This is a genomic window from Rathayibacter sp. Leaf248 (assembly GCF_920939495.1).
In the GTDB taxonomy this organism is placed as follows: Bacteria; Actinomycetota; Actinomycetes; order Actinomycetales; family Microbacteriaceae; genus Rathayibacter; species Rathayibacter caricis.
On the sequence record NZ_CAKLAV010000002.1, the window covers coordinates 1,046,278 to 1,071,742 of the forward strand.

Genomic DNA, 25,465 nt, shown 5'->3' on the forward strand with positions numbered 1-25,465 from the left:
GCGATGACGGAGGCGGCGGGTACGGTGGCCTCATGGCGACCAGTACCAAGACCACCTCCCGCGGGCGGGGGAGCGGCTCCGCGCGCTCCGGCGCCCCGCGATCCGGACGGGGCTCGGGGCGGGGAGCGGCCGAGACGAAGGCCACGGTCGCCTTCGACTCCACCCCGCGCACGAACGTCCTGGTCCGCCTGTGGATGACGCTGGCGCACGTCGTCGGCGGAGCCGCGCGCGCGCTGGGCCCCGAGCGGCTCGCGAAGGAGGAGCGCCGCGACGGCGTCCCTTTCCTCCTGGTGCTGCTGGGCGTCACCGGCGCGGTGGTCGAGTGGTTCCTCGCGGGCGATCCCGTCGCCGCGATCCTCGACGCCTGGAGCTTCGGCGCCCTCTTCGGACGGGTCGCCTACGTCCTCCCGGTCGTGCTCGTGCTGTTCGCGCTGTGGCTCTTCCGGCACCCGAGCTCCGTCGACGACAACGGCCGGATCGGCGTGGGCCTGTCGTTCCTGCTCATCGCCTCCGCGGGCATCTGCCACGCGCACCTCGGCACGCCGTACCCCGGCGACGGCATCCTCCCCATGGCGGCCGCCGGCGGCGTGCTCGGCTGGCTCGTCGGAGCACCGCTCGTCGCGATCGCCCAGGTCCCCGGCGCGACCGTGATCCTCTCCGCGGTCATCCTGCTCTCGCTCTTCATCATCACCAAGACGCCGCCGAACCGCATCGGGGCGCGGTTCCGCGACCTCTACTCCTACCTGTTCGGCGCCCCCGTCCTCGACGACGAGGAGCGCGCGCGCCTGAAGGCCGAGAAGGCGGCGGCCAAGGCCGCCAAGGCCGAGGCCGAGTCCTCCGAGGAGCAGGAGGAGGGCGGCGAGCTGCCCTGGTGGCGCCGCACCGAATCCGGTCGCGAGGACGAGCCCACCGTGCAGACGGAGCTCCCCATCGACTCGCTCACGGAGGTCATCGACGAGCCGAAGGGCCGTCGGGGCCGCTCCCGCACGAAGGGGTTCGACACCGCCCTCGAGGAGCACGACGAGCCGTCCGATCCGCCGACGCGAGCCTACGAGACGCAGGTGCTCTCCGACGCCGAGAACGCCGAGGCCGCGCTCGAGCGCTTCGAGCGCTCCGGAGCCGCGACCACTCCGGTCGGAGTCGTCGACGACGACGCGACCGGGGTCATCCACCTCGACGACCTCGACGTGTCACCGGTCGTGCCTGTCCCGGCCGCGATCGGCACCGGCCCCATCGCTCCCGTGCCCGCCGACGATCCGACGGCCGGTTTCGACTCCTCGTTCGAGGAGGACGCCCCCTACCGCCTGCCGTCCGCCGCGGCGCTCTCCACGGGCACCCCGTCGAAGGCGCGCTCCGCCGCGAACGACGAGATGGTCCGTGCGATCACCGAGGTGCTGCAGCAGTTCAACGTCGACGCGACGGTCACCGGATTCTCGCGCGGCCCCACCGTGACCCGCTACGAGATCGAGCTCGGTCCGGGCGTCAAGGTCGAGCGGGTCACCGCGCTGAGCAAGAACCTGTCCTACGCGGTCGCCAGCAACGAGGTCCGCATCCTCTCGCCGATCCCCGGCAAGAGCGCGATCGGCGTCGAGATCCCCAACACCGACCGCGAGATCGTCTCGCTGGGCGACGTGCTCCGCTCCGCCGCCTCGACCACCTCGACCCACCCGATGACGATCGGCGTCGGCAAGGACGTCGAGGGCGGCTACGTGGTGGCGAACCTCGCGAAGATGCCGCACCTCCTGGTCGCCGGCTCCACCGGCTCCGGCAAGTCCAGCTTCGTGAACTCCATGATCACCAGCCTCCTGATGCGAGCGCGTCCCCAGGACGTCCGCATGGTGCTGATCGACCCCAAGCGCGTCGAGCTGACGATCTACGGAGGCGTCCCGCACCTGATCACGCCCATCATCACGAACCCCAAGAAGGCGGCCGAGGCGCTGCAGTGGGTCGTGAAGGAGATGGACATGCGGTACGACGACCTCGCGTCGTTCGGCTACCGCCACATCGACGACTTCAACGCGGCTGTGCGCGGCGGCGAGATCGTCCTGCCGCCCGGCAGCAACCGGGTCCTCAAGCCCTATCCCTACCTGCTCGTCGTCGTCGACGAGCTCGCGGACCTCATGATGGTCGCGCCGCGCGATGTGGAGGACTCGATCGTCCGCATCACGCAGCTGGCCCGCGCGTCCGGCATCCACCTCGTGCTGGCCACCCAGCGTCCGAGCGTCGACGTCGTGACCGGTCTGATCAAGGCCAACGTGCCGAGCCGTCTGGCCTTCGCGGTGACCAGCGTCACGGACTCGCGGGTCATCCTCGACCAGCCCGGCGCCGACAAGCTGATCGGCCAGGGCGACGGGCTCTTCCTGCCGATGGGCACGAACAAGCCGATGCGCGTCCAGGGCGCCTGGGTCCGCGAGGACGAGATCGCCAAGGTCGTCGAGCACGTCACGAGGCAGGCGCAGCCCGAGTACCGCCAGGACATCACGGTGCAGGCGCAGCGCAAGGACGTCGACTCCGACATCGGCGACGACCTCGAGCTGCTGGTCGCGGCCGCGGAGCTGGTCGTCAGCACGCAGTTCGGCTCCACCTCGATGCTGCAGCGCAAGCTCCGTGTCGGCTTCGCGAAGGCGGGCCGCCTGATGGACCTCCTGGAGTCCCGCGAGGTCGTCGGCCCCTCCGAGGGGTCGAAGGCGCGCGACGTGCTCGTCACGGCGGAGCAGCTGCCCGGGGTGCTCGCGCGGATGCGCGGGGACCAGCCCGGTGACGCTCCAGCCGCTCCCTCCGCGGTGGCGCCCGACGCCTACGCCGACCCGCTCGCCGAGCCGACCGGCCCCGTGGCGACCGACTACCACGACGACGACGAGGGCTCGGACGACGACGCCTGGCAGCTGACCGGCCGCTGAGCGATGCGCGGCACGCGGACGACCACGACGAACGCAGGAGAACGATGAGCAGTCCCGCCTCCGCCTCGGCGGCTCCGGTGAGCAACTGGAACCTCCCGAACGCGATCACGGTCGTACGGATCCTGCTGGCTCCGCTGTTCTTCTGGATGCTGCTCGCCGACGCCGGAGCGGACGGCGGTCTGCGCATCGCCGCGGCGCTGCTGTTCATCGTCGCCATCGCGACCGACGGCATCGACGGGCACATCGCCCGCAGCCGCGGACTGGTCACCGACCTCGGCAAGCTGCTCGACCCCATCGCCGACAAGGTGCTCACCGGAGCCGCTCTCGTCGGCCTCTCGATCCTCCTCGAGCTGCCGTGGTGGGTCACCATCGTCGTGCTCGTGCGCGAGATCGGCATCACGGTGTTCCGGATGGCCGTGCTCTCGGACCGGGTGATCCCCGCGTCCCGCGGCGGCAAGCTGAAGACGATCGTCCAGTCGGTGGCCCTCTCCCTCGCCCTCCTGCCGCTGTGGAACCTGCTGGGCGAGTGGGTGCACTGGGTGAACGGCATCACGATGACCGCCGCGGTCGTGCTGACCGTCGCGACCGGTATCGACTACCTGGCGGATGCGGCCCGCCAGAGCCGGGCCGCGCGCCGGTCGTGATCGCCGAGCGCCTGGTCCGGGCCCTCGAATCCCGGGGCCTGCTCCTCGCCGTCGCGGAGTCGCTGACCGGCGGAGCACTGAGCTCCGCCGTCGTGGAGGTGCCCGGCGCCTCGGCGGTGCACCGCGGGGGAGTGGTGAGCTACGCCACGGAGCTCAAGCACCTCCTGCTCGGGGTCGACGCGGCCCTGCTCGATGCCGAGGGTCCGGTGCACCCCGAGGTCGCCCTGCAGATGGCCCGCGGAGTCGCGGAGCGTCTGGGCCCGGTCGGCGCTCGCACCGTGGGCATCGCCACGACCGGGGTCGCCGGCCCCGATCCGCAAGGGGGCCGCGCGGTCGGCACCGTGTTCGTGGCCGTCGTGGTCGACGACGTCGAGGCGGTGCGCGAGCACCTGTTCGCCGGTGACCGCGCCGCAGTCCGCGCCGCCGCCGTCGAAGCCGCTCTGACCATCGCCGAGGAGACGGTCGCAGGACTGCCCGGATCCCTTTCCTGACTGTTCCGGAATCCGCTCCGGAACAAGGAATGCGGTGCGTTTCGCCCGGGTTACATCTGACGTCGCTCACACGCAAAGTCCAGTCATCCGGTATTAGAGTCGACTCACACGAACCGGGTAGTGAACAGCTATCCGGTTCCTTCGTACACACCCCCTTCGATTCCTGCTCCGGCATCCTTCGACGAGACCGTGGACGAAGAAGCGGTTGACGTGGAGAAGGAGGGTCCAGTGGTTCTAGTTCGTCAGGAGATCGGCGATGTCCTCAGGGACTTTCGCCTGCAAAAAGGTCGCACGCTCCGCCAGGTGGCGAGCAAGGCGAGTGTCGCTCTGGGATACCTGAGCGAAGTCGAGCGCGGTCAGAAGGAGGCGTCCTCCGAGATCCTCGCTTCGGTCGCCGATGCGCTCGACACCCCGATCTCGGTCATCATGCGCGAGGTCGGAGACCGACTCGCCGTGATCGAGGGGATCGACACCATTCCCGACACCATCCCGGCCGACATGGTCGCCGGATTCGACGCGGATCTCGTCACGCGGTAGACGGCTCCGTCCTCACCATCCACCACCCCCATTCCACGCGAAGGGCGCTCGGGCTCCGGCCCGGGCGCCCTTCGGCGTTCCCGGCCGGGCGCGCCTGCGGTTAGCGTGGAGGCATGAGGTTGAGCGACTTCCGGCAGCTGGTCGACGACGAGTTCGGGTCGGCCTACGCCCGCGTGCTGGTCTCGGACCTGGTCCTCACCGAGCTCGACGGCCGCACGGCCGACCGTGCGCTGAAGGACGGCGCGGAGCCCCGCGAAGTGTGGCTCGCGCTCTGCCGGGCGAACGACGTGCCCGAGTCGCGCTGGCACGGGATCGATCCGGCGAAGCGCCGCCGCTGAGCGGTGGCGACGCGTGTCGACCGAAGTCGTGTTCGACACGCCGTGACCTGGTGATCGAAGTCCTGTTCGAACGGAGATAAGCTCCTCCACAGAAGCAGGAACGCCGCCGTCTCCACGGTGGCGCTCGTGTCCTCCACCGATGTCGGTGGTCGGGCATACCGTCGAGACAAGTCAACGGACCTGCTTCACCGCCTTGTCGCATCCGGCCGGCGTCGTACTCGTACGGCGGCACCACCGGCACGACGCGACAGCCTGTAGGCGATACCACCCCGACACGAGAGCGAGACGGCCATGCCCAGTTCCTCAGACCGCGAGAAGTCCCTCGAGACCGCACTCGCGCAGATCGACCGCCAGTTCGGCAAGGGCGCCGTCATGCGCCTCGGCAGCGACGAGCGCGCCCCCGTCGAGGTGATCCAGACGGGCTCCATCGCGCTCGACGTCGCGCTCGGCATCGGCGGGCTCCCGCGTGGCCGCATCGTCGAGATCTACGGCCCCGAGTCCTCCGGAAAGACGACCCTCACCCTGCATGCGATCGCCAACGCCCAGCGCAACGGCGGCATCGCGGCGTTCATCGACGCCGAGCACGCGCTCGACCCGGAGTACGCGAAGAAGCTCGGCGTCGACATCGACTCCCTCCTCGTCTCGCAGCCCGACACGGGTGAGCAGGCCCTCGAGATCGCCGACATGCTCGTGCGCTCCGGGTCCATCGACCTGATCGTGATCGACTCCGTCGCGGCGCTCGTGCCCCGCGCCGAGATCGAGGGCGAGATGGGCGACTCCCACGTCGGCCTCCAGGCGCGACTCATGTCGCAGGCGCTCCGCAAGCTCACCGGTGGTCTGAACACGACGAACACCACGATGATCTTCATCAACCAGCTGCGCGAGAAGATCGGCGTCTTCTTCGGAAGCCCCGAGACCACCGCGGGCGGCAAGGCGCTCAAGTTCTACGCCTCCGTCCGACTCGACATCCGCCGCATCGAGACGCTGAAGGACGGCACCGACGCCGTCGGAAACCGCACCCGCGTCAAGGTCGTCAAGAACAAGATGGCCCCGCCCTTCAAGCAGGCCGAGTTCGACATCCTCTACGGCATCGGCATCTCGCGCGAGGGCAGCCTCATCGACTTCGGTGTCGAGCACGAGATCGTCCGCAAGTCCGGCGCCTGGTACACCTACGACGGCGACCAGCTCGGACAGGGCAAGGAGAAGGCGCGCCAGTTCCTCATCGACAACCCCGACATCGCGGCCGAGATCGAGAAGCGCATCCTGATCAAGCTCGGCGTGGTCGCCGATCCGAACGCGGTGAAGGACGCCGCTCCGGTCGCGATCGAGACGAAGCAGCCCGTCGCCAAGCAGCCCGTCCGCAAGGGCGCTTGAGTCCGGTGAGCGGGTCGGAGGGACCGACGGGAGCGGGCCGCCCCGTCGCCTTCCTGCCCTGGGTGTCCGAGGGCGAGCGCGAGTCGGAGGCGTCGGTCTCCGCTCCTGCCGTCGCCGAGGCGGGCGACGAGCGGACGGATCGGATCGCCGAGCTGTCCGCGCACGTCGCCCGCCGCTCCGCGGTTCCTGCAGCGGTCGCTGAGGTCTCCGCGGACACTCCAGAGTTCCGGGACGCCGACGAGGACGTCTCGGAGCTCCCGGAGGAGCCCGATCCCGAGCAGATCGCCGATCGCATCGTGCGCGGGCTCGCGCGGAAGAGCCTGTCTGTCGCCGAGGTGGAGGCCCGCCTCTACACCGAGGGAGTCGCCGAGAAGGACGCGCTCGAGATCCTCGACCGGTTCGCCCGGTTCGGCTACCTCGACGATCACCGCATGGCAGAGCAGCTCGTCACGCAGCTGCGCGAGCGGAAGAAGCTCGGGCGCTCCTCGATCATGCAGGAGCTCCGCGCCCGCAAGCTCGATGCCGACGCGATCGCGACGGCGCTCGACGAGCTCGACGGCGACGACGAGTACCGCACCGCCGTGGAGCTCGCGCGGAAGCGCCTCCCGAGCCTGCGATCGCTGTCGGACGAGGTCGCCGAGCGGCGGTTGACGGGCTTCCTCGCCCGCCGGGGATACTCCGGTGCCCTCGTGCAGCGCGTGGTGCGCGAGACGGTGCGCAAGCCCGGCTCGAGCGTCCGCTTCCGCTGATCCGCCGTCCCGGGCGGTCGCCGCGCCGCTCAAGAGGGTCTCCGGGCGGCGCGTAGAATCCGAGACCATGACCACGCTCAGCCCCGCTCCGGTCCCCGCCGCAGGCAGCCGTCCGAGGACCTACGAGGTCCGCACCTTCGGCTGCCAGATGAACGTCCACGACTCCGAGCGCCTGAGCGGCTCCCTCGAGGCGGCGGGCTACGTGCCGGCCGACGGTGCCGAGGCCGACGTGGTGGTCATCAACACCTGCGCGGTCCGCGAGAACGCGGACAACAAGCTCTACGGCAACCTCGGGCACCTCGCCTCGGTGAAGCGGCGGCACGAGGGTATGCAGATCGCCGTCGGCGGCTGCCTCGCCCAGAAGGACAAGAACGTCATCCTCGACAAGGCCCCGTGGGTCGACGTCGTCTTCGGCACGCACAACATGGGCGCGCTCCCCAGCCTGCTCGAGCGCGCGCGGCACAATGACGAGGCGCAGCTCGAGATCCTCGAGTCGCTCGACGTCTTCCCGTCGACCCTTCCCACCAAGCGGGACTCGACCTACAGCGGGTGGGTGTCGATCTCGGTCGGCTGCAACAACACCTGCACCTTCTGCATCGTCCCGTCCCTCCGCGGCAAGGAGAAGGACCGCCGTCCGGGCGACGTCCTCGCCGAGATCCAGGCGCTCGTCGACGACGGTGCGATCGAGGTGACGCTCCTCGGGCAGAACGTGAACTCGTACGGCGTCGAGTTCGGCGATCGGCAGGCGTTCTCGAAGCTCCTCCGCGCCGCGGGGACGATCGACGGGCTCGAGCGCATCCGCTTCACGAGCCCGCACCCCGCGGCCTTCACCGACGACGTCATCGACGCGATGGCCGAGACCCCCGCGGTCATGCCGCAGCTGCACATGCCGTTGCAGTCGGGGTCCGACCGGATCCTGAAGGCGATGCGCCGCTCCTACCGTTCCGAGCGCTTCCTCGGGATCCTCGAGCGCGTCCGCGCGCGCATCCCGCACGCGGCGATCAGCACCGACATCATCGTCGGCTTCCCGGGCGAGACGGAAGCCGATTTCGCCGAGACGCTGCGGGTCGTCGAGGAGGCGCGCTTCGCGTCCGCCTTCACCTTCCAGTACTCGATCCGCCCCGGCACGCCGGCCGCGACGCTGCCCGACCAGGTGCCGAAGGAGGTCGTCCAGGAGCGCTACGAGCGACTGGTCGCCCTCCAGGACGCCATCAGCGAGCAGGAGAACCGCGCTGTCGTCGGGCGCGAGGTGCATGTGCTCGTCGCCACGGGGGAGGGACGTCGCGACGCCGAGACCCACCGGCTCAGCGGCCGCGCGGAAGACAGCCGCCTGGTGCACTTCGACGTGCCCGCGGGGTCGGAGCAGCCGCGTCCGGGCGACGTCGTCACGGTGCGGATCACCCGCGCGGCACCCTTCTACCTCCTGGCGGACTCCGCGGACGGAGCGCCGCTGCGCATCCGCCGCACGCGGGCGGGCGACGCCTGGGACCGCTCGCAGACCGAGTCCTGCGGAGTGCCCCCGACGTCCGAGGGGGCCGCGCCGCGGGTGTCCCTCGGCCTGCCGTCGCTCCGCGTGCGCCCCGCGGCGCTGACGACTCCGATCTACGACGCCCTCGATGGCGAGCGCTGAGCCTTCCGCGCCGGAGGTGATCGCGGTCGTCGGAGCGACCGGCACGGGCAAGTCCGAGCTCGCCCTCGACCTCGCCGAGTGGGTGTTCGGCTCTGGCCGCGCGGCGGAGATCGTGAACGCCGACGCCATGCAGCTCTACCGCGGCATGGACATCGGGACGGCGAAGCTCGCGCCCGAGGAGCGCCGGGGCGTCCCGCACCACCTGCTCGACGTGCTCGAGGTGACGGAGGAGGCGTCGGTCGCCCGCTATCAGGCAGAGGCGCGTCGTGTCATCGACGACGTGCTGTCGCGCGGAGCCGTTCCGATCCTGGTCGGCGGCTCCGGACTCTACGTGTCCAGCGTCGTGTTCGAGTTCTCCTTCGCCGGCACCGATCCGGACGTCCGCCGCGCTCTCGAGGAGACGGCGGAGCGCGAAGGCCCGGCCGTGCTCTTCGCGCGGTTGCGCGCGATCGACGCGGACGTGGCCGGTCGGATCGGTCCGCACAACCTGCGCCGGATCGTCCGTGCACTCGAGATCGCCGAGCTGACCGGTTCGCCGCACAGCGCACTCATGTCGGACGAACCGCAGCTGTGGCGACCGGCCGCGCTCCTGTTCCTCGAGGCGCCCCGCGAGGTGCTCGTGCCACGGCTCGACGCCCGCGTCGAGCGGATGTGGGCGGACGGGATGCTCGACGAGATCGACGCGCTGATCCCGCTCGGGATCGAGCGCGGAGTGACCGCGAGCCGCGCCATCGGCTATGCGCAGGCGCTCGCGCAGCGCGCGGGCGAGGCCACGCAGGAGGAGGCGATCGCTTCGACGCAGGCTCTCACACGGAGGTACGCGCGGCGCCAGAACAGCTGGTTCCGCCGGTACCGCGACGCCCACCGGCTGCCGTCGGGAGCCCCGGATCTGCTCGAGCGCGCGATCCCCGCCGCCCAGCTCGGCGGCCCGCCGTCTCGCTAGGCTGTCCGCCATGACGATCGAGCTGCACTTCACCAAGGGCCAGGGCACCGGCAACGACTTCGTGCTCTTCAGCGACCCGGACGGCGAGGTGGAGCTCACTCCTGCGCAGATCGCGATGATCTGCGACCGGCACTTCGGAGTCGGAGCCGACGGCCTCATCCGCGCCGTGCGCTCGAAGGCGATCGCCGAGGGGGCCGCCTCGCTGTCCGAGGAGCCGGAGGCCGAGTGGTTCATGGACTACCGCAACGCCGACGGCTCGATCGCCGAGATGTGCGGCAACGGCATCCGCGTCTACGCCGCGTTCCTCCTCGCCGGCGGCCTGGCCGAGCTCGAGCCCGGCGACACGCTGCCGATCGGCACCCGCGCCGGTGTGCGCGACGTCACGCGAAGCGGAGCGGGGTTCCAGGTGGACCTCGGGCGCTGGCGGCTGGCGGGCGGCGAGCCGCTGGTGCGCGCGAAGGAGCTCAAGGTCGCGCGTCCGGGCATCGGCATCGATCTCGGCAACCCGCACGTCGTCGTCGCGCTCAGCAACGACGAGGAGCTCGACTCCGCCGACCTGACCTACATCCCGCAGCTCGATCCCGAGCCCGTCGACGGGGCGAACGTCGAGTTCGTCGTGCCGGGGGAGCCGCTCATCCACGACGGCATCGGCCGCATCCGGATGCGCGTGCACGAGCGCGGCAGCGGCGAGACCCTGAGCTGCGGCACCGGTGCCGCTGCAGCGGCCCTGGCGGTCCGCTACTGGGCGGGGGAGCGCGCTCCGCAGTCCTGGCGCGTCGATGTGCCCGGCGGCACCCTCGGGGTGTCGATGTTCGCCACGGAGGAGGGCGAGCACGTGGGTCTCTCGGGGCCTGCCGATCTCGTCTACACCGGCACGATCCGGATCGACTGAGCCGGCTCCGTCAGATCCGGGTCGTCCGCAGCACGCGGAAGCCCTTGGAGACGGCGGCGCGCTCCACCTCCAGGCGATCGGCGAACGTCTCGGTCAGCCAGGTCTGGAGCGAGTCGGAGCCGAGGTTGCGCTGCACGACGAGCCAGGCGTCCGCTCCGGTCTCGAGGCGGGGGAGCCAGCGCTCGAGCAGAGCGTGGAGCTCGACCTTGCCGATCCGGATCGGCGGGTTGGACCAGACCGTGCTGAACCGCACGTCGTCGGGAACATCCTCGGGCAGCACGGCGTTGACATTGGTGACGCCGAGTTCCTCGCAGTTGCGACGGACCAGCTCGAGCGCCCGCTGGTTGACGTCGACCGCCCACACCCGGGCGTCCGGTGCGTCGAGGGCGAGCGCGAGGGCGATCGGGCCCCAGCCGCAGCCGAGGTCCAGCAGGTCCCCGCCGGCGGGAGGCTCGGGGACGGTGTCCAGCAGGACGCGCGTTCCCAGATCCACGTGGCCGGGGCTGAACACGCCTCCGGCGGTGGTGAGCTCGAGGTCGCGGCCCGCGAGACGGGCCGTGATCCTGCGGGGCCGGATGTCGCCGTCGGGAGTGCTCGTGAAGTAGTGCTCGGCGGCCATGGGAAGTGAACTTATCAACAGCTGAGGAGTTAGTGTTATCCGGATGACGGAAGACCTGAACGAGACCGACACGACCGAGGCCGTGGACGTCGTCTCGAGGGTCCTGGCGAACGCGCAGTCGCGGTCGGCGGGATACTCGCGCTTCGTCGCGGGCGGCGCACAGGCGCTGCAGACCTCGGGCCACGAGGGCGAGGACTCGGACGGCGAGCAGTTCGACCGTGCCGACCGCCAGGCCCTGCGACGCGTCGCCGGTCTGTCCACCGAGCTCGAGGACGTCACGGAGGTCGAGTACCGGCAGCTCCGCCTCGAGAACGTCGTGCTGATCGGCGTGTACTCGCAGGGCTCGCTCGAGGACGCGGAGAACTCGCTGCACGAGCTCGCCGCCCTCGCCGAGACCGCGGGCGCGACCGTCCTCGACGGGCTGCTGCAGAGGCGTCCGCACCCCGACCCGAGCACCTACCTCGGCAAGGGCAAGGCCCAGGAGCTCGCGGGAGTCGTCGCAGCCCTCGGAGCCGACACGGTGGTCGCCGACACCGAGCTCGCACCGAGCCAGCGTCGCGCACTCGAGGACGTCGTGAAGGTGAAGGTGATCGACCGCACCGCGGTGATCCTCGACATCTTCAGCCAGCACGCCAAGAGCCGCGAGGGCAAGGCGCAGGTCGAGCTCGCTCAGCTCGAGTACCTCCTCCCGCGACTGCGCGGATGGGGTGAGTCGATGTCGCGCCAGGCCGGTGGCCAGGTGGGCGCGGGAGCCGGTATGGGCTCGCGTGGACCGGGTGAGACGAAGATCGAGCTCGACCGTCGCCGAATCCACACGCGCATGGCGCGACTGCGCAAGCAGATCACCGCGATGAAGCCCGCGCGCGAGGCGAAGCGCGCGAACCGCAAGCGGAACGCCGTGCCCTCCGTCGCCATCGCCGGCTACACCAACGCGGGCAAGTCGAGCCTCCTGAACCGCATGACGCACGCCGGGGTCCTCGTCGAGAACTCGTTGTTCGCGACGCTGGACGCGACCGTCCGCAAGGCCCAGACGGCCGACGGCCGGCTTTACACGTTCGCCGACACGGTCGGCTTCGTGCGCGCACTGCCGCACCAGCTGGTCGAGGCGTTCCGCTCGACGCTGGAGGAGGTCGCCGACTCGGACATCATCGTCCACGTCGTCGACGGTTCGCACCCCGATCCCGCCGGGCAGATCGCAACCGTGCGCGACGTGATCGGCGAGGTCGGAGCGCGCGGGATCCCCGAGATCATCGCCTTAAACAAGTCCGACCTGGTCGACGAGGGCACGCGCCTCGTCCTCCGCGGGCTCGCTCCGGATGCCGTCTTCGTCTCCGCGCGGACCGGCGAGGGCATCGACGAGCTGCAGGCCAGGATCGCCGAGATCCTGCCCGAGCCCGACGTCGAGATCGACCTGCTCGTCCCCTACGACCGCGGCGACGTGGTGTCGCACCTGCACCGCAGCGGCCGCATCCTGGCGACCGAGTACGTCGACGGAGGGACGCGCGTCCAGGCGCTCGTCCACCAGGACCTGGCGGGCTCGCTCGCCGAGTTCGCCGCCCCCGCGGCGTCCGTCGAGGCCTGACCGCACGACGCGAGCGCCCGCTTCCCCCGCTGTGGGGAGGTGGGCGCTCCGTCGTCTCCGGAGCGCCGAGCGCCACCTCCGACGTCGTACTCCCTCACGCTCGTCCCGCTCCTCGACGGCGTGGCACCGCCCTTCCTCCGGTGGCCCCCGGAGGGCCGAGGGTCCACGCGTCCGTTCCGGCGCCAGCTCCCGATCGACCCGGGCTGCGGCCTGAAGACCCACGGCTAGGACGGCGCAGTGGCATCGCTGAGCACGAGGGTCGACGCGGCCGTCGAGGCGTGGTGAGGCCCCGTGGAGGCCGTGGTCGAGAAGTGGAACACGGAGGGGGCGGACGGCTCTCGGCCGTCCGCCCCCTCCTCCTGTCCTGACCGGGCTGCGTCGAGCACGGCCGCAGCGGCTCAGACCGAGCGGAGCACGGCCACGATCTTGCCGAGGACCTCGGCCTCGTCGCCCAGGATGGGCTCGAAGTTGGAGTTGCGGGGGAGCAGCCAGGTGTGGCCGTCGCGCTGCCGGAGGACCTTCACCGTGGCCTCCCCGTCGAGCATGGCCGCGACGATCTCGCCGTTCTCGGCGGTGCGCTGCGAGCGGACGACGACCCAGTCCCCGTCGCAGATCGCCGCGTCGATCATCGACTCGCCGACGACCTTGAGCATGAAGAGCTCGCCCTTGCCGACGAGCTGGCGGGGGAGGGGGAAGACCTCGTCGATCTGCTGGTCGGCGGTGATGGGGACGCCGGCCGCGATCCGGCCGACGAGCGGCACCATGGCGGCGTCGCCGACCGTGACGCTCGACTCGAACGACCCGTCGTCCTCGGTGGAGCTCGGGACGTCGATGAGGATCTCGAGCGCGCGGGGGCGGTTCGGGTCGCGCCGGAGGTAGCCGCTGAGCTCGAGCTGGTTGAGCTGGTGCGTGACGCTCGAGAGCGAGGCGAGCCCGACGGCGTCGCCGATCTCGCGCATGCTCGGCGGGTAGCCCCGGCTCGAGACGGAGCGCTGGATCACGTCGAGGATCGCGAGCTGCTTCGCGCTCAGGTTCTTCCGGCGTCGTCCGGTGCCCTGCTTCGCCTTGGCGGTCTGCGCGTCGCTCACATCGTCCTCTCTCGGCGCGCACCCCGCGTGCGCGCCCGCCCGGCTCCTCGTCGATCACCGATGTCGGTGGTCGCTGCTGTACTACCAGCGGGCTCTCGAAACTGTATCCGCCGGGGGTTCCCGTTCGGAACATTCGTTCGAGTGTGTCGCACGATCCGTCGACGGATACGACGCGACAGGCTCTTGCCTCTCGCTTTATTCGAAGATATATTCGGAACAGAGATTCGGGGCGGCCTCCCGGCCGAGGTCCGCCCCGAGTCCCTGCTGAAAGGAGCGATCCCCATGATCGACCAGCACATCGACCAGCACCGCGTCACCTCCGTCCAGGAGGCGCAGGTCTCCGTCATCGCGGCTCCTGCCGTCGCGTCGCCTGCCGTCGCTCGTGTGCGCCTGCGGATCACCCGCCGCGGTCGCGGCGTCCTGGCGGTGCTCGGCGCTCTCCCGATCGTCGCGGGAGCGTTCGTGTTCGGCCTCAACGGCGGCGGAGCGGTCGCCTCCGGCGAGTCCTCCGACGTGCAGTTCCAGTACGTGACGGTGCGTGCGGGGGAATCCCTCTGGTCGCTCGCCGAGGACATCGCTCCGGACTCCGACCCCCGCGACGTCGTCTCGGACCTCCTCTCGCTCAACCAGCTGGCGAGCGCCGGCCTCGAGCCCGGCCAGCGGCTTGCCGTTCCGTCCGGGTACGAGCTGGCCCGCTGATCCGGCGGCTGCCGCTTCGGCGGGAGCGGGCGCGCAGTATCCGGATCGGTTCCCCTGTCGCCGCTACCATTCCCTGGTGACGACTCTCGACGACCTCCCCCTCCGCGACGATCTCCGAGGGAAGCTGCCGTACGGCGCTCCGCAGAAGATCGTCCCCGTGGCACTCAACGTCAACGAGAACACCCACCCGGTCCCCGACGGGGTGATCGCCGACATCGTCGAGCGGGTGTCCGTCGCCCTGCGGACGGTCAACCGCTATCCCGATCGCGAGTTCCGGGAGCTGCGCGACTCGCTGGCCACCTACCTCGGACACGGTCTCACCGCGGACGGCGTCTGGGCGGCGAACGGCTCCAACGAGGTCCTGCAGCACATCCTTCAGGCCTTCGGCGGCCCGGGGCGATCCGTGCTCGGATTCGCGCCCACCTACTCGATGTACTCGATCCTCGCCTCCGGCAGCGGCACCGAGTGGATCGGCGCTCCGCGACAGGACGACTTCGAGGTCGGCGCCGAGTACGCGGCCGAGCAGGTCCGGCGTGCGCAGCCCGACCTCGTCTTCCTCTGCGCACCCAACAACCCCACCGGCACGCCCCTCTCCCTCGAGACCGTCGAAGCGGTCTACGACGCCACGGACGGCATCGTCGTGGTCGACGAGGCGTACGCCGAGTTCGGGGGCCCCGGCGCGCCCACCGCGCTAAGCCTGCTCGCAGGACGCCCCCGGCTGCTCGTCTCCCGCACGATGAGCAAGGCGTTCGCCTTCGCGGGAGTGCGTCTGGGGTACCTCGCCGCCGACCCCGCCGTCGTCGACGCGCTGCGCCTCGTCCGCCTGCCATACCACCTCTCTGCGCTCACCCAGGCGGCCGCGACCGCCGCTCTGGCGCACTCCGACGAGATGCTGGCGATGGTGGGCGACATCATCGAGCAGCGCGACCGCATGGTCGTCGGCCTCCGCGAGCTCGGGTACACCCCGCACGCGAGCGGCAGCAACTTCGTGCTCTTCGGGGGAGTCTCCGATCCGGGCGCGACCTTCGAGGCGCTCCTCGCCCGGGGCGTCCTCATCCGTGACGTCGGCATCCCGAACCACCTGCGCGTGAGCGCCGGCACCGCGGAGGAGACGACGGCGTTCCTCGACGCCCTCGCGTCCCTGCCCTCCCTCGACGCCGACCCCGCCGCAGCACTCGCGCACGAGTAGCGCCCGGCCCGAGGGCGGCCGCGGAGCGGCGAATAGACTGGTCGCATGACCTCTCCGAGCGCCGCATCCGGGCGCACCGCCTCCCTCAGCCGTGCCACCAGCGAGTCGAGCATCGAGCTCTCGATCGACCTCGACGGCACCGGCACCGCGGACCTCGAGACCGGCGTGCCGTTCTTCGACCACCTGCTCACCGCCTTCGCCAAGCACTCGCTCACCGACCTCCGTGTCCGGGCGACGGGCGACATCGAGATCGACATCCACCACACGGCCGAGGACATCGGCATCGCGCTCGGCACCGCCATCCGGCAGGCCCTCGGCGACAAGTCGGGCATCTCCCGCTTCGGCGACGCGCTGGTGCCGCTCGACGAGGCCCTCGTGCAGGCCGTCGTCGACATCTCCGGACGCCCCTACCTGGTGCACAGCGGTGAGCCGGAGGGCTTCGCCCTGCACCTGATCGGCGGGCACTTCACCGGCTCCATGGTGCGCCACGTCTTCGAGGCGATCGCCTTCAACGCGGGTCTCACCGTGCACGTCACCGTGCTCGGCGGACGCGATCCCCACCACATCGCGGAAGCCGAGTTCAAGGCGTTCGCCCGCGCGTTCCGTCAGGCCAAGGCGCTCGACCCGCTCGTCGTCGGCGTGCCCTCGACCAAGGGCGCCCTGTGAGCGCCCGTCCCTCGGTCGTCGTCTACGACTACGGATCCGGCAACGTCCACTCCGCCGTCAAGGCGCTCGAGCTCGCCGGCGCCGACGTCGAGCTGACGTCGGACCGCACGAAGGCGCTCGAGGCCGACGGACTGCTCGTCCCCGGCGTCGGGGCGTTCAGTGCGGTCATGGACGCCCTGACGACGGCGCGCGGTGGCGAGATCATCGACAAGCGCCTGTCCGGCGGGCGGCCCGTCCTGGGCATCTGCGTCGGGATGCAGGTGCTGTTCGAGCGCGGCGTCGAGCGCGGCGTCGAGAGCGAGGGTCTGGGCGAGTGGCCCGGCACTGTCGACCTCCTGCCCGCCGAGGTCGTTCCGCACATGGGCTGGAACACCGTCAGTGCTCCCGAGGGCTCGGTGCTCTTCGACGGCATCGCCGACGAGCGTTTCTACTTCGTCCACTCCTACGGCGCTCGGGAGTGGTCGCTCGACGTCATGCCGCCCTTCCCCGCTCCCGCGGTCACCTGGGCCGACCACGGCGGCCCCTTCATCGCCGCGGTCGAGAACGGGCCGCTCTCGGCCACCCAGTTCCACCCCGAGAAGTCCGGCGCGGCGGGCCTGCGCCTGCTCTCGAATTGGCTGGGCGGGCTCCGCACGAACTAGGATCGGCCGGTGGTCGGCGCCGCTCCCCGTGAGTGCCGCCTCCGCACCAGGGCTCCCGAGACTGAGGATGACGATGAGCGAGTTCACCAAGGCCCCGGGCCTTGTCCTTCTCCCCGCGATCGATGTGGCGGGCGGCAAGGCCGTCCGACTGACGCAGGGCGAGGCGGGCACCGAGACCAACTACGGGGACCCCATCGACGCCGCAGGCGACTGGGCCGATCAGGGCGCGGAGTGGATCCACCTCGTCGACCTCGACGCCGCCTTCGGCCGTGGCGACAACCACGGCATCATGAAGAAGGTGATCCGGCAGGTCAAGGGCGTCAACGTCGAGCTCTCCGGCGGGATCCGCGACGACCGCAGCCTCGAGTCCGCGCTCAGCGCCGGTGCGAAGCGCATCAACCTCGGCACCGCCGCCCTCGAGAACCCCGAGTGGGCCGCGAGCGTGATCGCTCAGTACGGCGACCAGATCGCCGTCGGTCTCGATGTGCGCGGCACCACCCTCGCGGCCCGCGGCTGGACCAAGGAGGGCGGCGACCTCTGGCAGGTCCTCGACCGCCTCGAGGAGGCAGGCTGCACCCGCTACGTCGTCACCGACGTGACCAAGGACGGCACCCTCAAGGGACCGAACCTCGAGCTGCTCGAGCAGGTCATGGCCCGCACCCGCCGCCCGGTGATCGCCTCCGGCGGGATCTCGAACCTCGACGACATCGCCGCACTGCGCGACCTCGTCCCGCAGGGCCTCGAGGGCGCGATCGTGGGGAAGGCGCTCTACGCCGGCGCCTTCACGCTCGCGGAGGCGCTGGATGTCGCGTCCGAGTGACGGACGCGCTCTCCCCTCGCATCTGACCGACTCCGCCGGCACCCCCTGGGCGGGCCGCCGTTTCGAGGCGGGCGCGGGGAGCGAGGACGACGGCCGCGCGCCGGAGCCGCTCGTGCGCGCTCTCGCCGCCTTCGCGGACGGATCGCGCGGCCCGGACGCCGTCGTCGACGCGCTGCGTGGATCCCGCCTGCTGATCCCGCTCGTGGCGCACCTCGGCGAGGAGGGTGACGAGGTCGCCGGTCTCCGGACCGACAAGACGCAGGAGCTGTCGATCGTCACGGTGGCCGGCCCGGACGGGCGCGACGTCCTGCCGGTGTTCAGCAGCGTCGACACGATGCGGCGCTGGGATCCGGCGGCGCGCCCCGTGCCCGTCGACGGGCGCCGTGCCGCGCTCGCCGCCGTCGCCGAGTCGACCGAGCTGATGGTGCTCGACCCGGCGTCCGAGCACGAGTTCGCGGTGCGCCGGCCCGCGCTGTGGGCGATCGCCGAGGGCACGCCGTGGCGCAGTGCCGCGGAGGACTCCGAGGTGCTCAGGGCGCTGCGGGCGTCCGCGGAGCAGGAGCCGGTGGTCGTCTCGGTCGACGTCCGAGCCGGAGATCCGCGTCAGCGGCTGCACGGTCCCGAGGTCGTCGTGGTGCTGGCACTCGCTCCCGGACTCGACCGCGAGGCGCTCGGCGCGCTCGTCTCCCGCCTGGGGGAGCGGTGGGCCGCCGACGAGATCGTCGCCTCGCGGGTCGACTCGCTCTCGGTCCAGCTGGCTCCCGCCCGCTGACTCAGGTGACCGGGCCCGTCCACTTCTCGCCCGGGCCCTTGCCGATGGGGTCGGCGATCGGCGAGGCCTCGCGGAACGCGAGCTGGAGGGTGCGCAGTCCGTCGCGCAGGCTGCGTGCGTGCATGTCGCTGATGTCCGGAGCGCCGGCGGTCACGAGGCCGGCGAGCGCGTTGATGAGCTTCCGCGCCTCGTCGAGGTCGACCTGGGCGCCCGGCTCGTCGGCGAGGCCGCACTTCACCGCGGCGGCGCTCATGAGGTGGACCGCCGCCGTCGTGATGATCTCCACGGCGGGCACCTCCGCGATGTCGCGGGCGGCCTCCACGTCGGAGGAGGCGTCGGCGTCGCCGAAGCGCCGCACGTAGTCGTCGTCGTACTGGGCCATGGGTCCTTCGTTCGGTGGATCGGGCCCGCGGAGGGGCCTCGCGCTGCGGCGGCGAGAGGCGACCGAATCCGCTCTGTCGCTCGGGCCGGGATTCTGCTAAGGTGATGCGGGCTCCGAGGCATGCCCTCGGTTCGAAAGTGGAGATTCTCCCACCCGCGCTTGACCGCTTCATTAGGTTACCGGGTCTGAAGCACTCCGCCCTCGGTGACGAGGGCAGGGCTGCGGCACCCGAGCGAAACCTCGGAGGCCGGGTCGCAGGGTGCGAGCACGTGCACGAGCACGTCAGGAATCTCCTCTCTCGGGATGCGCCGGATCAGAATCCGGCAGCAGAGCAGCTACTCACCGAGATCAGAGGAGAAACGCAATCAGCGATCCCCGTACCAACGACCGAATCCGCGTCCCCGAGGTCCGCCTCGTGGGTCCCGCCGGAGAACAGGTCGGCGTCGTGAAAATCGAGGTCGCCCTGCGACTCGCGCAGGACGCAGACCTGGATCTGGTCGAGGTTGCTCCCAACTCCAAGCCTCCCGTCGCCAAGATCATGGACTACGGGAAGTTCAAGTACGAGCAGGCCCAGAAGCTCAAGGAAGCCCGTCGCAACCAGGCGAACACGATCCTCAAGGAGGTCCGTTTCCGCCTGAAGATCGACAAGCACGACTACGAGACCAAGCGCAAGCGCGCGGAGGGCTTCCTGAAGGCCGGCGACAAGGTCAAGGCCATGATCCTGTTCCGCGGTCGCGAGCAGTCCCGCCCCGAGATGGGCGTCCGACTCCTGCAGCGCTTCGCGGAGGACGTGTCCGAATTCGGTCAGGTCGAGTCCACCCCGACCATCGACGGTCGCAACATGGTGATGGTCATCGGCCCGCTGAAGAACAAGTCCGAGGCGAAGGCCGAGGCGAACGCGGTCCGCGCGGCTCGCCGCGAGGCCAACACCCCTGAGGAATCGGCCGAGGCCGAATCCGTCTGATACTTCGCCGCCCCGGCCTCGGGGCCGGCGGACGCCCTGCTCGCGGGGCACCGGTTTCGCCCCGCTGACGCGGGTGCGACGTGACAAGGAGAGAACATGCCCAAGATGAAGACCCACTCGGGTGCCAAGAAGCGCTTCAAGGTGACCGGCTCCGGCAAGGTCATGAAGCAGCAGGCCGGTATGCGTCACAACCTGGAGTCCAAGTCCAGCGTCCGCACCCGCCGCCTGAACCAGGACCAGGTCCTCGCCCCGCAGGACGCCAAGGTCGCCAAGAAGCTTCTCGGTCTGTAGCCCGCAGCCGGCGCAGTCCGCTGCGCCGCGTGGCTACTCCACCGACCCGGATCGATAGGAAGAAAAAGAAATGGCAAGAGTCAAGAGGGCGGTCAACGCCCACAAGAAGCGTCGCGTCATCCTCGAGCGCGCGTCGGGCTACCGCGGCCAGCGCTCGCGCCTGTACCGCAAGGCGAAGGAGCAGGTCACCCACTCCCTCGTCTACTCGTACCGCGACCGTCGTGCGAAGAAGGGCGAGTTCCGCCGCCTCTGGATCCAGCGCATCAACGCCGCGTCCCGCGCGAACGGCCTGACTTACAACCGCTTCATCCAGGGCCTCGCCCTGGCCGGCGTCCAGGTCGACCGCCGCATCCTCGCGGACCTCGCGATCACCGAGCCCGCGACCTTCGCCGCCCTCGTGGCCACCGCGAAGAACGCGCTGCCTGCCGACACCTCGGCGCCCAAGGCCGCCGCGTAGTCCTCGCTGCTCCCGGAGGGGGTCACGACCACTGGTCGTGGCCCCCTCCGTCGTTCCCGGGGAGGCTCGACCGCGGGCGACGTGTCGCCGGGGCCCCCGTCCGCGCCGCCGATAGGCTCGCCGCATGCTCGACAACCCCCGTTCCCCCCGTGTCCGCTCCGTGGCCAAGCTCACCCGGCGCCCGGCCAGGCAGGAGGCGGGGCTCTTCCTCCTCGAGGGGCCGCAGGCCGTCTCGGAGGCGCTGCGCTACCGTCCGGAGCTGCTCGTCGAGTCGTTCGCGACTCCGACCGCTCTGGAGCGCCACCCCGAGATCGTCGCCGCCGCCGAGGAGGCCGACGTCGAGATCGAGTACGTGACCGAGGACGTCCTCGATGCGATGGCCGACACCGTCACGCCGCAGGGCTTCGTCTCGGTCTGCCGGCAGTTCCCGACCTCGCTCAAGGATATCGTCGCTTCGGAGCCGCGCCTGGTCGCCGTGCTCGAGGAGGTGCGCGACCCGGGCAACCTCGGCACGATCGTCCGCGCCGCCGATGCGGCCGGCGCCGACGCCGTGATCCTCACGGGGCGCTCGGTCGACCTCTACAACCCGAAGGTCGTGCGCTCGACCACCGGCTCCCTGTTCCACCTCCCCGTCGCGGTCGACGCCCAGCTCGCCGACGTGCTGCAGCGGCTCCGCTCGATCGGCCTGCGCTCGGTGGCCGCGGACGTGAAGGGCGAGGACCTGTTGGACGTCCGTGCCCGCGGCGATCTCGCCCAGCCGACCGTGTGGGTGTTCGGCAACGAGGCCCGTGGGTTGGAGGACGAGTCGCTCGAGCTCGTCGACAGCGTCGTCGCGGTGCCGATCTACGGAGCGGCCGAGTCGCTCAACCTGGCGACCGCCGCCTCCGTCTGCCTCTACGAGAGCGCCTTCGCCCTGCGATCCTGAGCACCAGCGCACTCCTGGGTGCGAGCCGGGCGTTCGGCGCGGTTATTAACCTCTGATTAAGAAAACCCTCATGATTTGACCCACCCATTCGCGTGTGATTCTCTGGCCGAATGGAAGCACCTGTGCAGGACGATCGCTCGTCCGCTCCCGTCGGAGAACCCCTCGTCGTCCTCGACGGCGTGCAGAAGCACTACGGGGAGTTCCAGGCTCTGAAGGACATCGACCTCACCATCAACCGCGGTGAGGTCGTCGTCGTCCTCGGTCCCTCCGGCTCCGGCAAGTCGACGCTCTGCCGCACGATCAACCGCCTCGAGACCATCTCGGGCGGCACGATCTCGATCGACGGGCAGAAGCTGCCGGAGGAGGGCAAGGGCCTCGCCGCGCTGCGTGCGGACGTGGGGATGGTGTTCCAGTCCTTCAACCTCTTCGCGCACAAGACGATCCTCGAGAACGTGACGCTCGGGCCGATCAAGGTCCGCAAGCTCGCCCGGAAGGCCGCCGAGGCCGAGGCGCAGGCGCTGCTCGACCGGGTCGGCGTCGGTCACCAGGCGGGCAAGACCCCGGCCCAGCTCTCGGGCGGCCAGCAGCAGCGCGTGGCCATCGCCCGCGCACTCGCGATGAAGCCCAAGGTGATGCTCTTCGACGAGCCCACCTCGGCCCTCGACCCCGAGATGATCAACGAGGTGCTCGACGTGATGGTCGGCCTCGCCAAGGACGGCATGACCATGATCGTCGTCACCCACGAGATGGGCTTCGCCCGCAAGGCCGCCGACCGCGTCGTCTTCATGGCCGAGGGCGAGATCCTCGAGGACACCGACCCCGAGTCGTTCTTCACCGCGCCGCGCACCGACCGCGCCAAGGACTTCCTCTCGAAGCTCATCACCCACTGACTCCTCCCGCACCAGGAGGTGCGAGGGCCCGCGTCCGCACAGCACGCAGGACGCGGGGCCCCGCACAGCATCCATCCGACGGATCGACCCCCACCATCCCGGGGAGCGATCGGACACCGCCCGCTCAGACGGGCCACACCCAGGAAGGACGACCATGCGCACCAAGCTCATGTTCATGACCGCCGGGATCGCAGCAGCGACCCTCGCCCTCGCCGGCTGCGCCGGCGGCGACTCCGGCACCGGCGACGCCGGCGCCGGATCCGAGGAGAGCGGAGCGGCCTACGAGGTCGCCACCGACGTGACCCTCGAGGGCAGCCCCACCTTCGACGCGATGACCTCGGCCGACCAGGTCACCATCGGAGTCAAGGAGGACCAGCCCGGACTGGGCTACCTCGACGCCGCGACCGGTGAGCGCTCGGGCTTCGACATCGAGATCGCGAAGTGGATCGCGGCCTCGCTCGGCTTCTCCGAGGACCAGATCGAGTACACGGCGATCCCGTCGGCCAACCGCGAGGCGTCGATCGTGAACGGCGACATCGACTACTACGTCGGCACCTACTCGATCACCGACAAGCGCAAGGAGCAGGTCGGCTTCGCCGGACCCTACTTCGAGACCGGCCAGCAGCTGCTGGTCGCCGCGGACAACGACTCCATCGAGGGTCCGGACGACCTCACCGCCGAGACCACCGTGTGCTCGGCGACCGGGTCCACCCCGATCCAGAACATCCGCACCAACTACCCCGATGTCCCGACCGAGGAGTTCGACACGTACTCGCAGTGCGTCGACGCCCTCAACGACGGACAGGTCGACGCGGTCACCACCGACGGCGCGATCCTGATCGGCTACGCGGCGCAGAACCCGGACGAGCTCAAGGTCGTCGGCGAGCCCTTCAGCACCGAGCTCTACGGAGTCGGCCTCGCGAAGGACGACACCGCGCTGCGCGGCTTCATCAACGACATGTTCACCGAGGGCGGTGACACCTGGACCGCGATCTACGACGAGACTCTCGGCGAGTCCGGCACCGAGGTCGAGCAGCCCGCGGTCGACGCGTACTAGCAGGTCTCCCGGGGCGGCGCCGAGCGCGCCGCCCCGGGGCCCCGCCTCTCCCACCCACCTCCCGATGAAAGGGCTCGCCGCATGGATGTTCTGCTGAACAACCTCGACGTGTTCGTCCCGGCCTTCGGCAACACCCTGTTGCTCTTCGCCGTCTCGCTCGTCTTCGCCCTCCTCATCGGCACCGTCGTCGGCGCCATGCGCGTCTCGCCCGTCCCGATCGCCCGCGCGGTCGGCACGGTGTACGTCAACACCATCAGGAACACGCCACTGACGCTCCTGATGTTCTTCTTCGCCTTCGGCTACCCGAAGCTCGATCTGCCGGACCTCGACTACACGACGCTCGCGATCTTCGCCCTCAGCCTCTACACCGCGACCTACGTCGCCGAGGTGCTGCGCTCGGGCATCAACACCGTCCCGATCGGGCAGGCCGAGGCCGCCCGCGCCATCGGCCTCGACTTCGGCCTCACGATGACCCAGGTCGTCCTGCCGCAGGCCTTCCGGTCGGTGATCCCGCCTTTGATGAGCGTGCTGATCGCCCTCCTCAAGAACACCACCGTGGCGGCGGGCTTCTCCGTCGCCGAGGCCGGCACGATCGTCCGCGAGCTCAACGAGCGCGGCGAGAACAGCCTCATCGTGGTGCTCTGGGTCGCGCTCGTGTTCGTGGTCCTGGTCACCGTGCTCTCGCTCGTCCAACGCCAGCTCGAGAAGAAGTGGAGGGTCGCCCGATGAGCTCCGTCCTCTTCGACAACCCGGGCCCGCGCGCCATCGCCCGCAACCGACTGATCGGGGCGGTCGTCGTCCTCCTCCTCGCGGCCTTCCTCGCCTTCGTGCTCTGGCGATTCGCCGAGTCGGGGCAGTTCTCGGCCGAGAAGTGGCGCGCGTTCCAGTACCCCCTCGTCTGGCAGAGCATCGGAGCGGCGCTCGGGCAGACGCTCGCCGCCTTCGCCACCGCGGGAGTCGCCAGCATCGTGCTCGGCCTGGTCCTCGCCGTCGGCCGGCTCTCGGACCGCCGGTGGATCAACATCCCGGTCACGCTCTTCATCGAGCTGTTCCGCGCGATCCCCGTCCTCATCCTGATGATGCTGATGTACTACGGACTGCCGTTCGCCGGGCTCAAGCTCAGCCCCTACCTGGCGGTCGTCATCGCGCTGACGCTCTACAACGGCTCCGTCTTCTCCGAGATCTTCCGCGCCGGCATCGAGGCGCTGCCTCGCGGGCAGAAGGAGGCGGGCTACGCCGTCGGCCTGAGCAAGGCCGGCGTCATGCGGCTCATCCTGTTCCCGCAGGCGATCCGCTCGATGCTGCCGGTCATCATCGCGCAGCTCGTGGTGGCGCTGAAGGACACCGCGCTCGGTTCGATCATCACGTACAACGAGCTCCTCTACTACGCGAAGTACCTCGGCAACCAGCCGAGCCTGGACAGCCCGATCATCCCCGCCGCCATCGTCATCGGAGCGATCTACATCGGCATCTGCCTCGCCCTGTCGGGCCTGGCGAAGTGGGTCGAGATCCGCACCAAGAACAGTGGACGCCGAGGGACCGGCCACCCCGCCGCCCGTGCCACGACCGACACGGCGCTGCTGGCGGCGCAGGACTGAGTGCATTCGCGCCCTCGCCTGCGGCGACGGCGCCGCGGTCGGCGGGGCGCGTGGTGCGTTTTCGGGAGCGGGGTGCGTTCGGCTAGCGCGGATCGCTGGCACGCGATCCGCGCGTTCGCCTCCGGGGACGCGGATGGTCGTCCGCGAGGGGCTCCTTGCCCTCCGCTGGTCGAGTAGCCGCGCAGCGGCGTATCGAGACCGACGTCTCCGAGTGCTGCCCCCGCCTGCTGGTCGAGTAGCCGCACAGCGGCGTATCGAGACCCACGTCCCCCCGGCCTCGTCCCGTTCCGCTCTCTCCGGACAGGGACGAGCCTGACCGCCCCACAG

Annotated in this window: 28 protein-coding genes; 25 read left to right on the top strand and 3 right to left on the bottom strand. The window is 70.4% G+C overall.

The window, feature by feature from the left end; all coding sequences use genetic code 11:
• The first annotated feature begins 32 nt into the window (after positions 1-32).
• The 10 genes from LRG51_RS17935 to dapF all read left to right on the top strand — a co-directional run bounded on the left by LRG51_RS17935 (position 33) and on the right by dapF (position 10,498).
• Entirely contained in the window at positions 33-2,900 is a 2,868-nt protein-coding gene (locus LRG51_RS17935) for an FtsK/SpoIIIE family DNA translocase (protein WP_230674047.1), read from the top strand.
• Between the two features lie 44 nt (positions 2,901-2,944).
• On the top strand, positions 2,945-3,544 hold the full coding sequence (pgsA, locus tag LRG51_RS17940; RefSeq protein ID WP_055793343.1) for a CDP-diacylglycerol--glycerol-3-phosphate 3-phosphatidyltransferase: 600 nt from the start codon (positions 2,945-2,947) through the stop codon (positions 3,542-3,544).
• The gene (locus tag LRG51_RS17945) at positions 3,541-4,035 is read left to right on the top strand and encodes a CinA family protein (RefSeq protein ID WP_230674048.1); all 495 of its coding nucleotides are present in this window, start codon (positions 3,541-3,543) and stop codon (positions 4,033-4,035) included. The genes pgsA and LRG51_RS17945 overlap by 4 nt, the downstream gene beginning before the upstream one ends.
• Before the next feature lie 228 nt (positions 4,036-4,263).
• Positions 4,264-4,572 (top strand): helix-turn-helix domain-containing protein, encoded by a 309-nt coding sequence (locus LRG51_RS17950; protein ID WP_055793878.1) that lies wholly within the window; start codon positions 4,264-4,266, stop codon positions 4,570-4,572.
• 113 nt (positions 4,573-4,685) lie between these two features.
• Positions 4,686-4,910 (top strand): DUF3046 domain-containing protein, encoded by a 225-nt coding sequence (locus tag LRG51_RS17955; RefSeq protein WP_055793340.1) that lies wholly within the window; start codon positions 4,686-4,688, stop codon positions 4,908-4,910.
• A 291-nt stretch (positions 4,911-5,201) separates the two neighbouring features.
• The gene (gene recA, locus LRG51_RS17960) at positions 5,202-6,284 is read left to right on the top strand and encodes a recombinase RecA (protein WP_055793336.1); all 1,083 of its coding nucleotides are present in this window, start codon (positions 5,202-5,204) and stop codon (positions 6,282-6,284) included.
• 5 nt (positions 6,285-6,289) lie between these two features.
• Positions 6,290-7,033 carry a regulatory protein RecX gene (locus tag LRG51_RS17965; RefSeq protein WP_055793333.1) on the top strand — a complete coding sequence of 248 codons (744 nt, stop codon included), beginning with the start codon at positions 6,290-6,292 and terminating at the stop codon, positions 7,031-7,033.
• A gap of 67 nt (positions 7,034-7,100) precedes the next feature.
• A complete protein-coding gene (miaB, locus tag LRG51_RS17970) occupies positions 7,101-8,663 on the top strand; it encodes a tRNA (N6-isopentenyl adenosine(37)-C2)-methylthiotransferase MiaB (RefSeq protein WP_055793330.1) in 1,563 nt (520 codons plus the stop codon).
• Entirely contained in the window at positions 8,650-9,606 is a 957-nt protein-coding gene (miaA, locus tag LRG51_RS17975) for a tRNA (adenosine(37)-N6)-dimethylallyltransferase MiaA (protein ID WP_230674049.1), read from the top strand. The genes miaB and miaA overlap by 14 nt, the downstream gene beginning before the upstream one ends.
• A 10-nt stretch (positions 9,607-9,616) precedes the next feature.
• Positions 9,617-10,498 (top strand): diaminopimelate epimerase, encoded by an 882-nt coding sequence (dapF, locus tag LRG51_RS17980; protein ID WP_055793324.1) that lies wholly within the window; start codon positions 9,617-9,619, stop codon positions 10,496-10,498.
• Between the two features lie 10 nt (positions 10,499-10,508).
• Here the strand turns inward: dapF and LRG51_RS17985 are convergent, their stop codons facing one another.
• Entirely contained in the window at positions 10,509-11,117 is a 609-nt protein-coding gene (locus tag LRG51_RS17985) for a class I SAM-dependent methyltransferase (protein ID WP_230674050.1), read from the bottom strand.
• Between the two features lie 43 nt (positions 11,118-11,160).
• Here LRG51_RS17985 and hflX point away from each other — a divergent pair, with 43 nt between their 5' ends.
• On the top strand, positions 11,161-12,699 hold the full coding sequence (hflX, locus tag LRG51_RS17990; RefSeq protein ID WP_230674051.1) for a GTPase HflX: 1,539 nt from the start codon (positions 11,161-11,163) through the stop codon (positions 12,697-12,699).
• A gap of 398 nt (positions 12,700-13,097) precedes the next feature.
• Here the strand turns inward: hflX and lexA are convergent, their stop codons facing one another.
• Complete coding sequence (gene lexA / locus LRG51_RS17995) at positions 13,098-13,787, bottom strand: transcriptional repressor LexA (RefSeq protein WP_055793315.1); 690 nt, start codon at positions 13,785-13,787, stop codon at positions 13,098-13,100.
• Positions 13,788-14,069: 282 nt separating this feature from the next.
• Here lexA and LRG51_RS18000 point away from each other — a divergent pair, with 282 nt between their 5' ends.
• From LRG51_RS18000 to LRG51_RS18025, 6 genes are all read left to right on the top strand, one after another.
• Positions 14,070-14,486 carry a LysM peptidoglycan-binding domain-containing protein gene (locus LRG51_RS18000; protein ID WP_055793313.1) on the top strand — a complete coding sequence of 139 codons (417 nt, stop codon included), beginning with the start codon at positions 14,070-14,072 and terminating at the stop codon, positions 14,484-14,486.
• Between the two features lie 76 nt (positions 14,487-14,562).
• Positions 14,563-15,675 carry a histidinol-phosphate transaminase gene (locus LRG51_RS18005; RefSeq protein WP_055793310.1) on the top strand — a complete coding sequence of 371 codons (1,113 nt, stop codon included), beginning with the start codon at positions 14,563-14,565 and terminating at the stop codon, positions 15,673-15,675.
• A 45-nt stretch (positions 15,676-15,720) separates the two neighbouring features.
• Positions 15,721-16,341, top strand: a complete 621-nt coding sequence (hisB, locus tag LRG51_RS18010) for an imidazoleglycerol-phosphate dehydratase HisB (RefSeq protein WP_055793307.1) — start codon at positions 15,721-15,723, stop codon at positions 16,339-16,341.
• Positions 16,338-16,982 (top strand): imidazole glycerol phosphate synthase subunit HisH, encoded by a 645-nt coding sequence (gene hisH, locus LRG51_RS18015; RefSeq protein WP_055793304.1) that lies wholly within the window; start codon positions 16,338-16,340, stop codon positions 16,980-16,982. The genes hisB and hisH overlap by 4 nt, the downstream gene beginning before the upstream one ends.
• Before the next feature lie 73 nt (positions 16,983-17,055).
• Positions 17,056-17,802 (top strand): bifunctional 1-(5-phosphoribosyl)-5-((5-phosphoribosylamino)methylideneamino)imidazole-4-carboxamide isomerase/phosphoribosylanthranilate isomerase PriA, encoded by a 747-nt coding sequence (gene priA / locus LRG51_RS18020; RefSeq protein ID WP_055793876.1) that lies wholly within the window; start codon positions 17,056-17,058, stop codon positions 17,800-17,802.
• Entirely contained in the window at positions 17,786-18,574 is a 789-nt protein-coding gene (locus LRG51_RS18025) for an SseB family protein (protein WP_055793301.1), read from the top strand. Before priA ends, LRG51_RS18025 begins: the two co-directional genes overlap by 17 nt.
• Before the next feature lies 1 nt (position 18,575).
• Here LRG51_RS18025 and LRG51_RS18030 read toward each other — a convergent pair whose 3' ends face one another.
• Positions 18,576-18,956 carry a DUF1844 domain-containing protein gene (locus LRG51_RS18030; RefSeq protein ID WP_055793298.1) on the bottom strand — a complete coding sequence of 127 codons (381 nt, stop codon included), beginning with the start codon at positions 18,954-18,956 and terminating at the stop codon, positions 18,576-18,578.
• A gap of 364 nt (positions 18,957-19,320) precedes the next feature.
• Here LRG51_RS18030 and infC point away from each other — a divergent pair, with 364 nt between their 5' ends.
• The 8 genes from infC (at position 19,321) to LRG51_RS18070 (ending at position 25,138) form a co-directional block, all read left to right on the top strand.
• Complete coding sequence (gene infC / locus LRG51_RS18035) at positions 19,321-19,920, top strand: translation initiation factor IF-3 (RefSeq protein WP_077222490.1); 600 nt, start codon at positions 19,321-19,323, stop codon at positions 19,918-19,920.
• A 96-nt stretch (positions 19,921-20,016) separates the two neighbouring features.
• Positions 20,017-20,211, top strand: a complete 195-nt coding sequence (rpmI, locus tag LRG51_RS18040) for a 50S ribosomal protein L35 (protein WP_055793295.1) — start codon at positions 20,017-20,019, stop codon at positions 20,209-20,211.
• 70 nt (positions 20,212-20,281) lie between these two features.
• Entirely contained in the window at positions 20,282-20,668 is a 387-nt protein-coding gene (gene rplT / locus LRG51_RS18045) for a 50S ribosomal protein L20 (RefSeq protein ID WP_055793292.1), read from the top strand.
• 124 nt (positions 20,669-20,792) lie between these two features.
• Positions 20,793-21,593, top strand: coding sequence for a TrmH family RNA methyltransferase (locus LRG51_RS18050; protein ID WP_055793289.1), 801 nt, complete (start codon positions 20,793-20,795; stop codon positions 21,591-21,593).
• Between the two features lie 122 nt (positions 21,594-21,715).
• Positions 21,716-22,483 carry an amino acid ABC transporter ATP-binding protein gene (locus tag LRG51_RS18055; protein WP_230674052.1) on the top strand — a complete coding sequence of 256 codons (768 nt, stop codon included), beginning with the start codon at positions 21,716-21,718 and terminating at the stop codon, positions 22,481-22,483.
• Positions 22,484-22,637: 154 nt separating this feature from the next.
• On the top strand, positions 22,638-23,540 hold the full coding sequence (locus LRG51_RS18060; protein WP_055793283.1) for a glutamate ABC transporter substrate-binding protein: 903 nt from the start codon (positions 22,638-22,640) through the stop codon (positions 23,538-23,540).
• Positions 23,541-23,621: 81 nt separating this feature from the next.
• Positions 23,622-24,269 carry an amino acid ABC transporter permease gene (locus tag LRG51_RS18065; protein ID WP_055793280.1) on the top strand — a complete coding sequence of 216 codons (648 nt, stop codon included), beginning with the start codon at positions 23,622-23,624 and terminating at the stop codon, positions 24,267-24,269.
• Positions 24,266-25,138 carry an amino acid ABC transporter permease gene (locus tag LRG51_RS18070; protein WP_055793872.1) on the top strand — a complete coding sequence of 291 codons (873 nt, stop codon included), beginning with the start codon at positions 24,266-24,268 and terminating at the stop codon, positions 25,136-25,138. Before LRG51_RS18065 ends, LRG51_RS18070 begins: the two co-directional genes overlap by 4 nt.
• Positions 25,139-25,465: the final 327 nt, after the last annotated feature.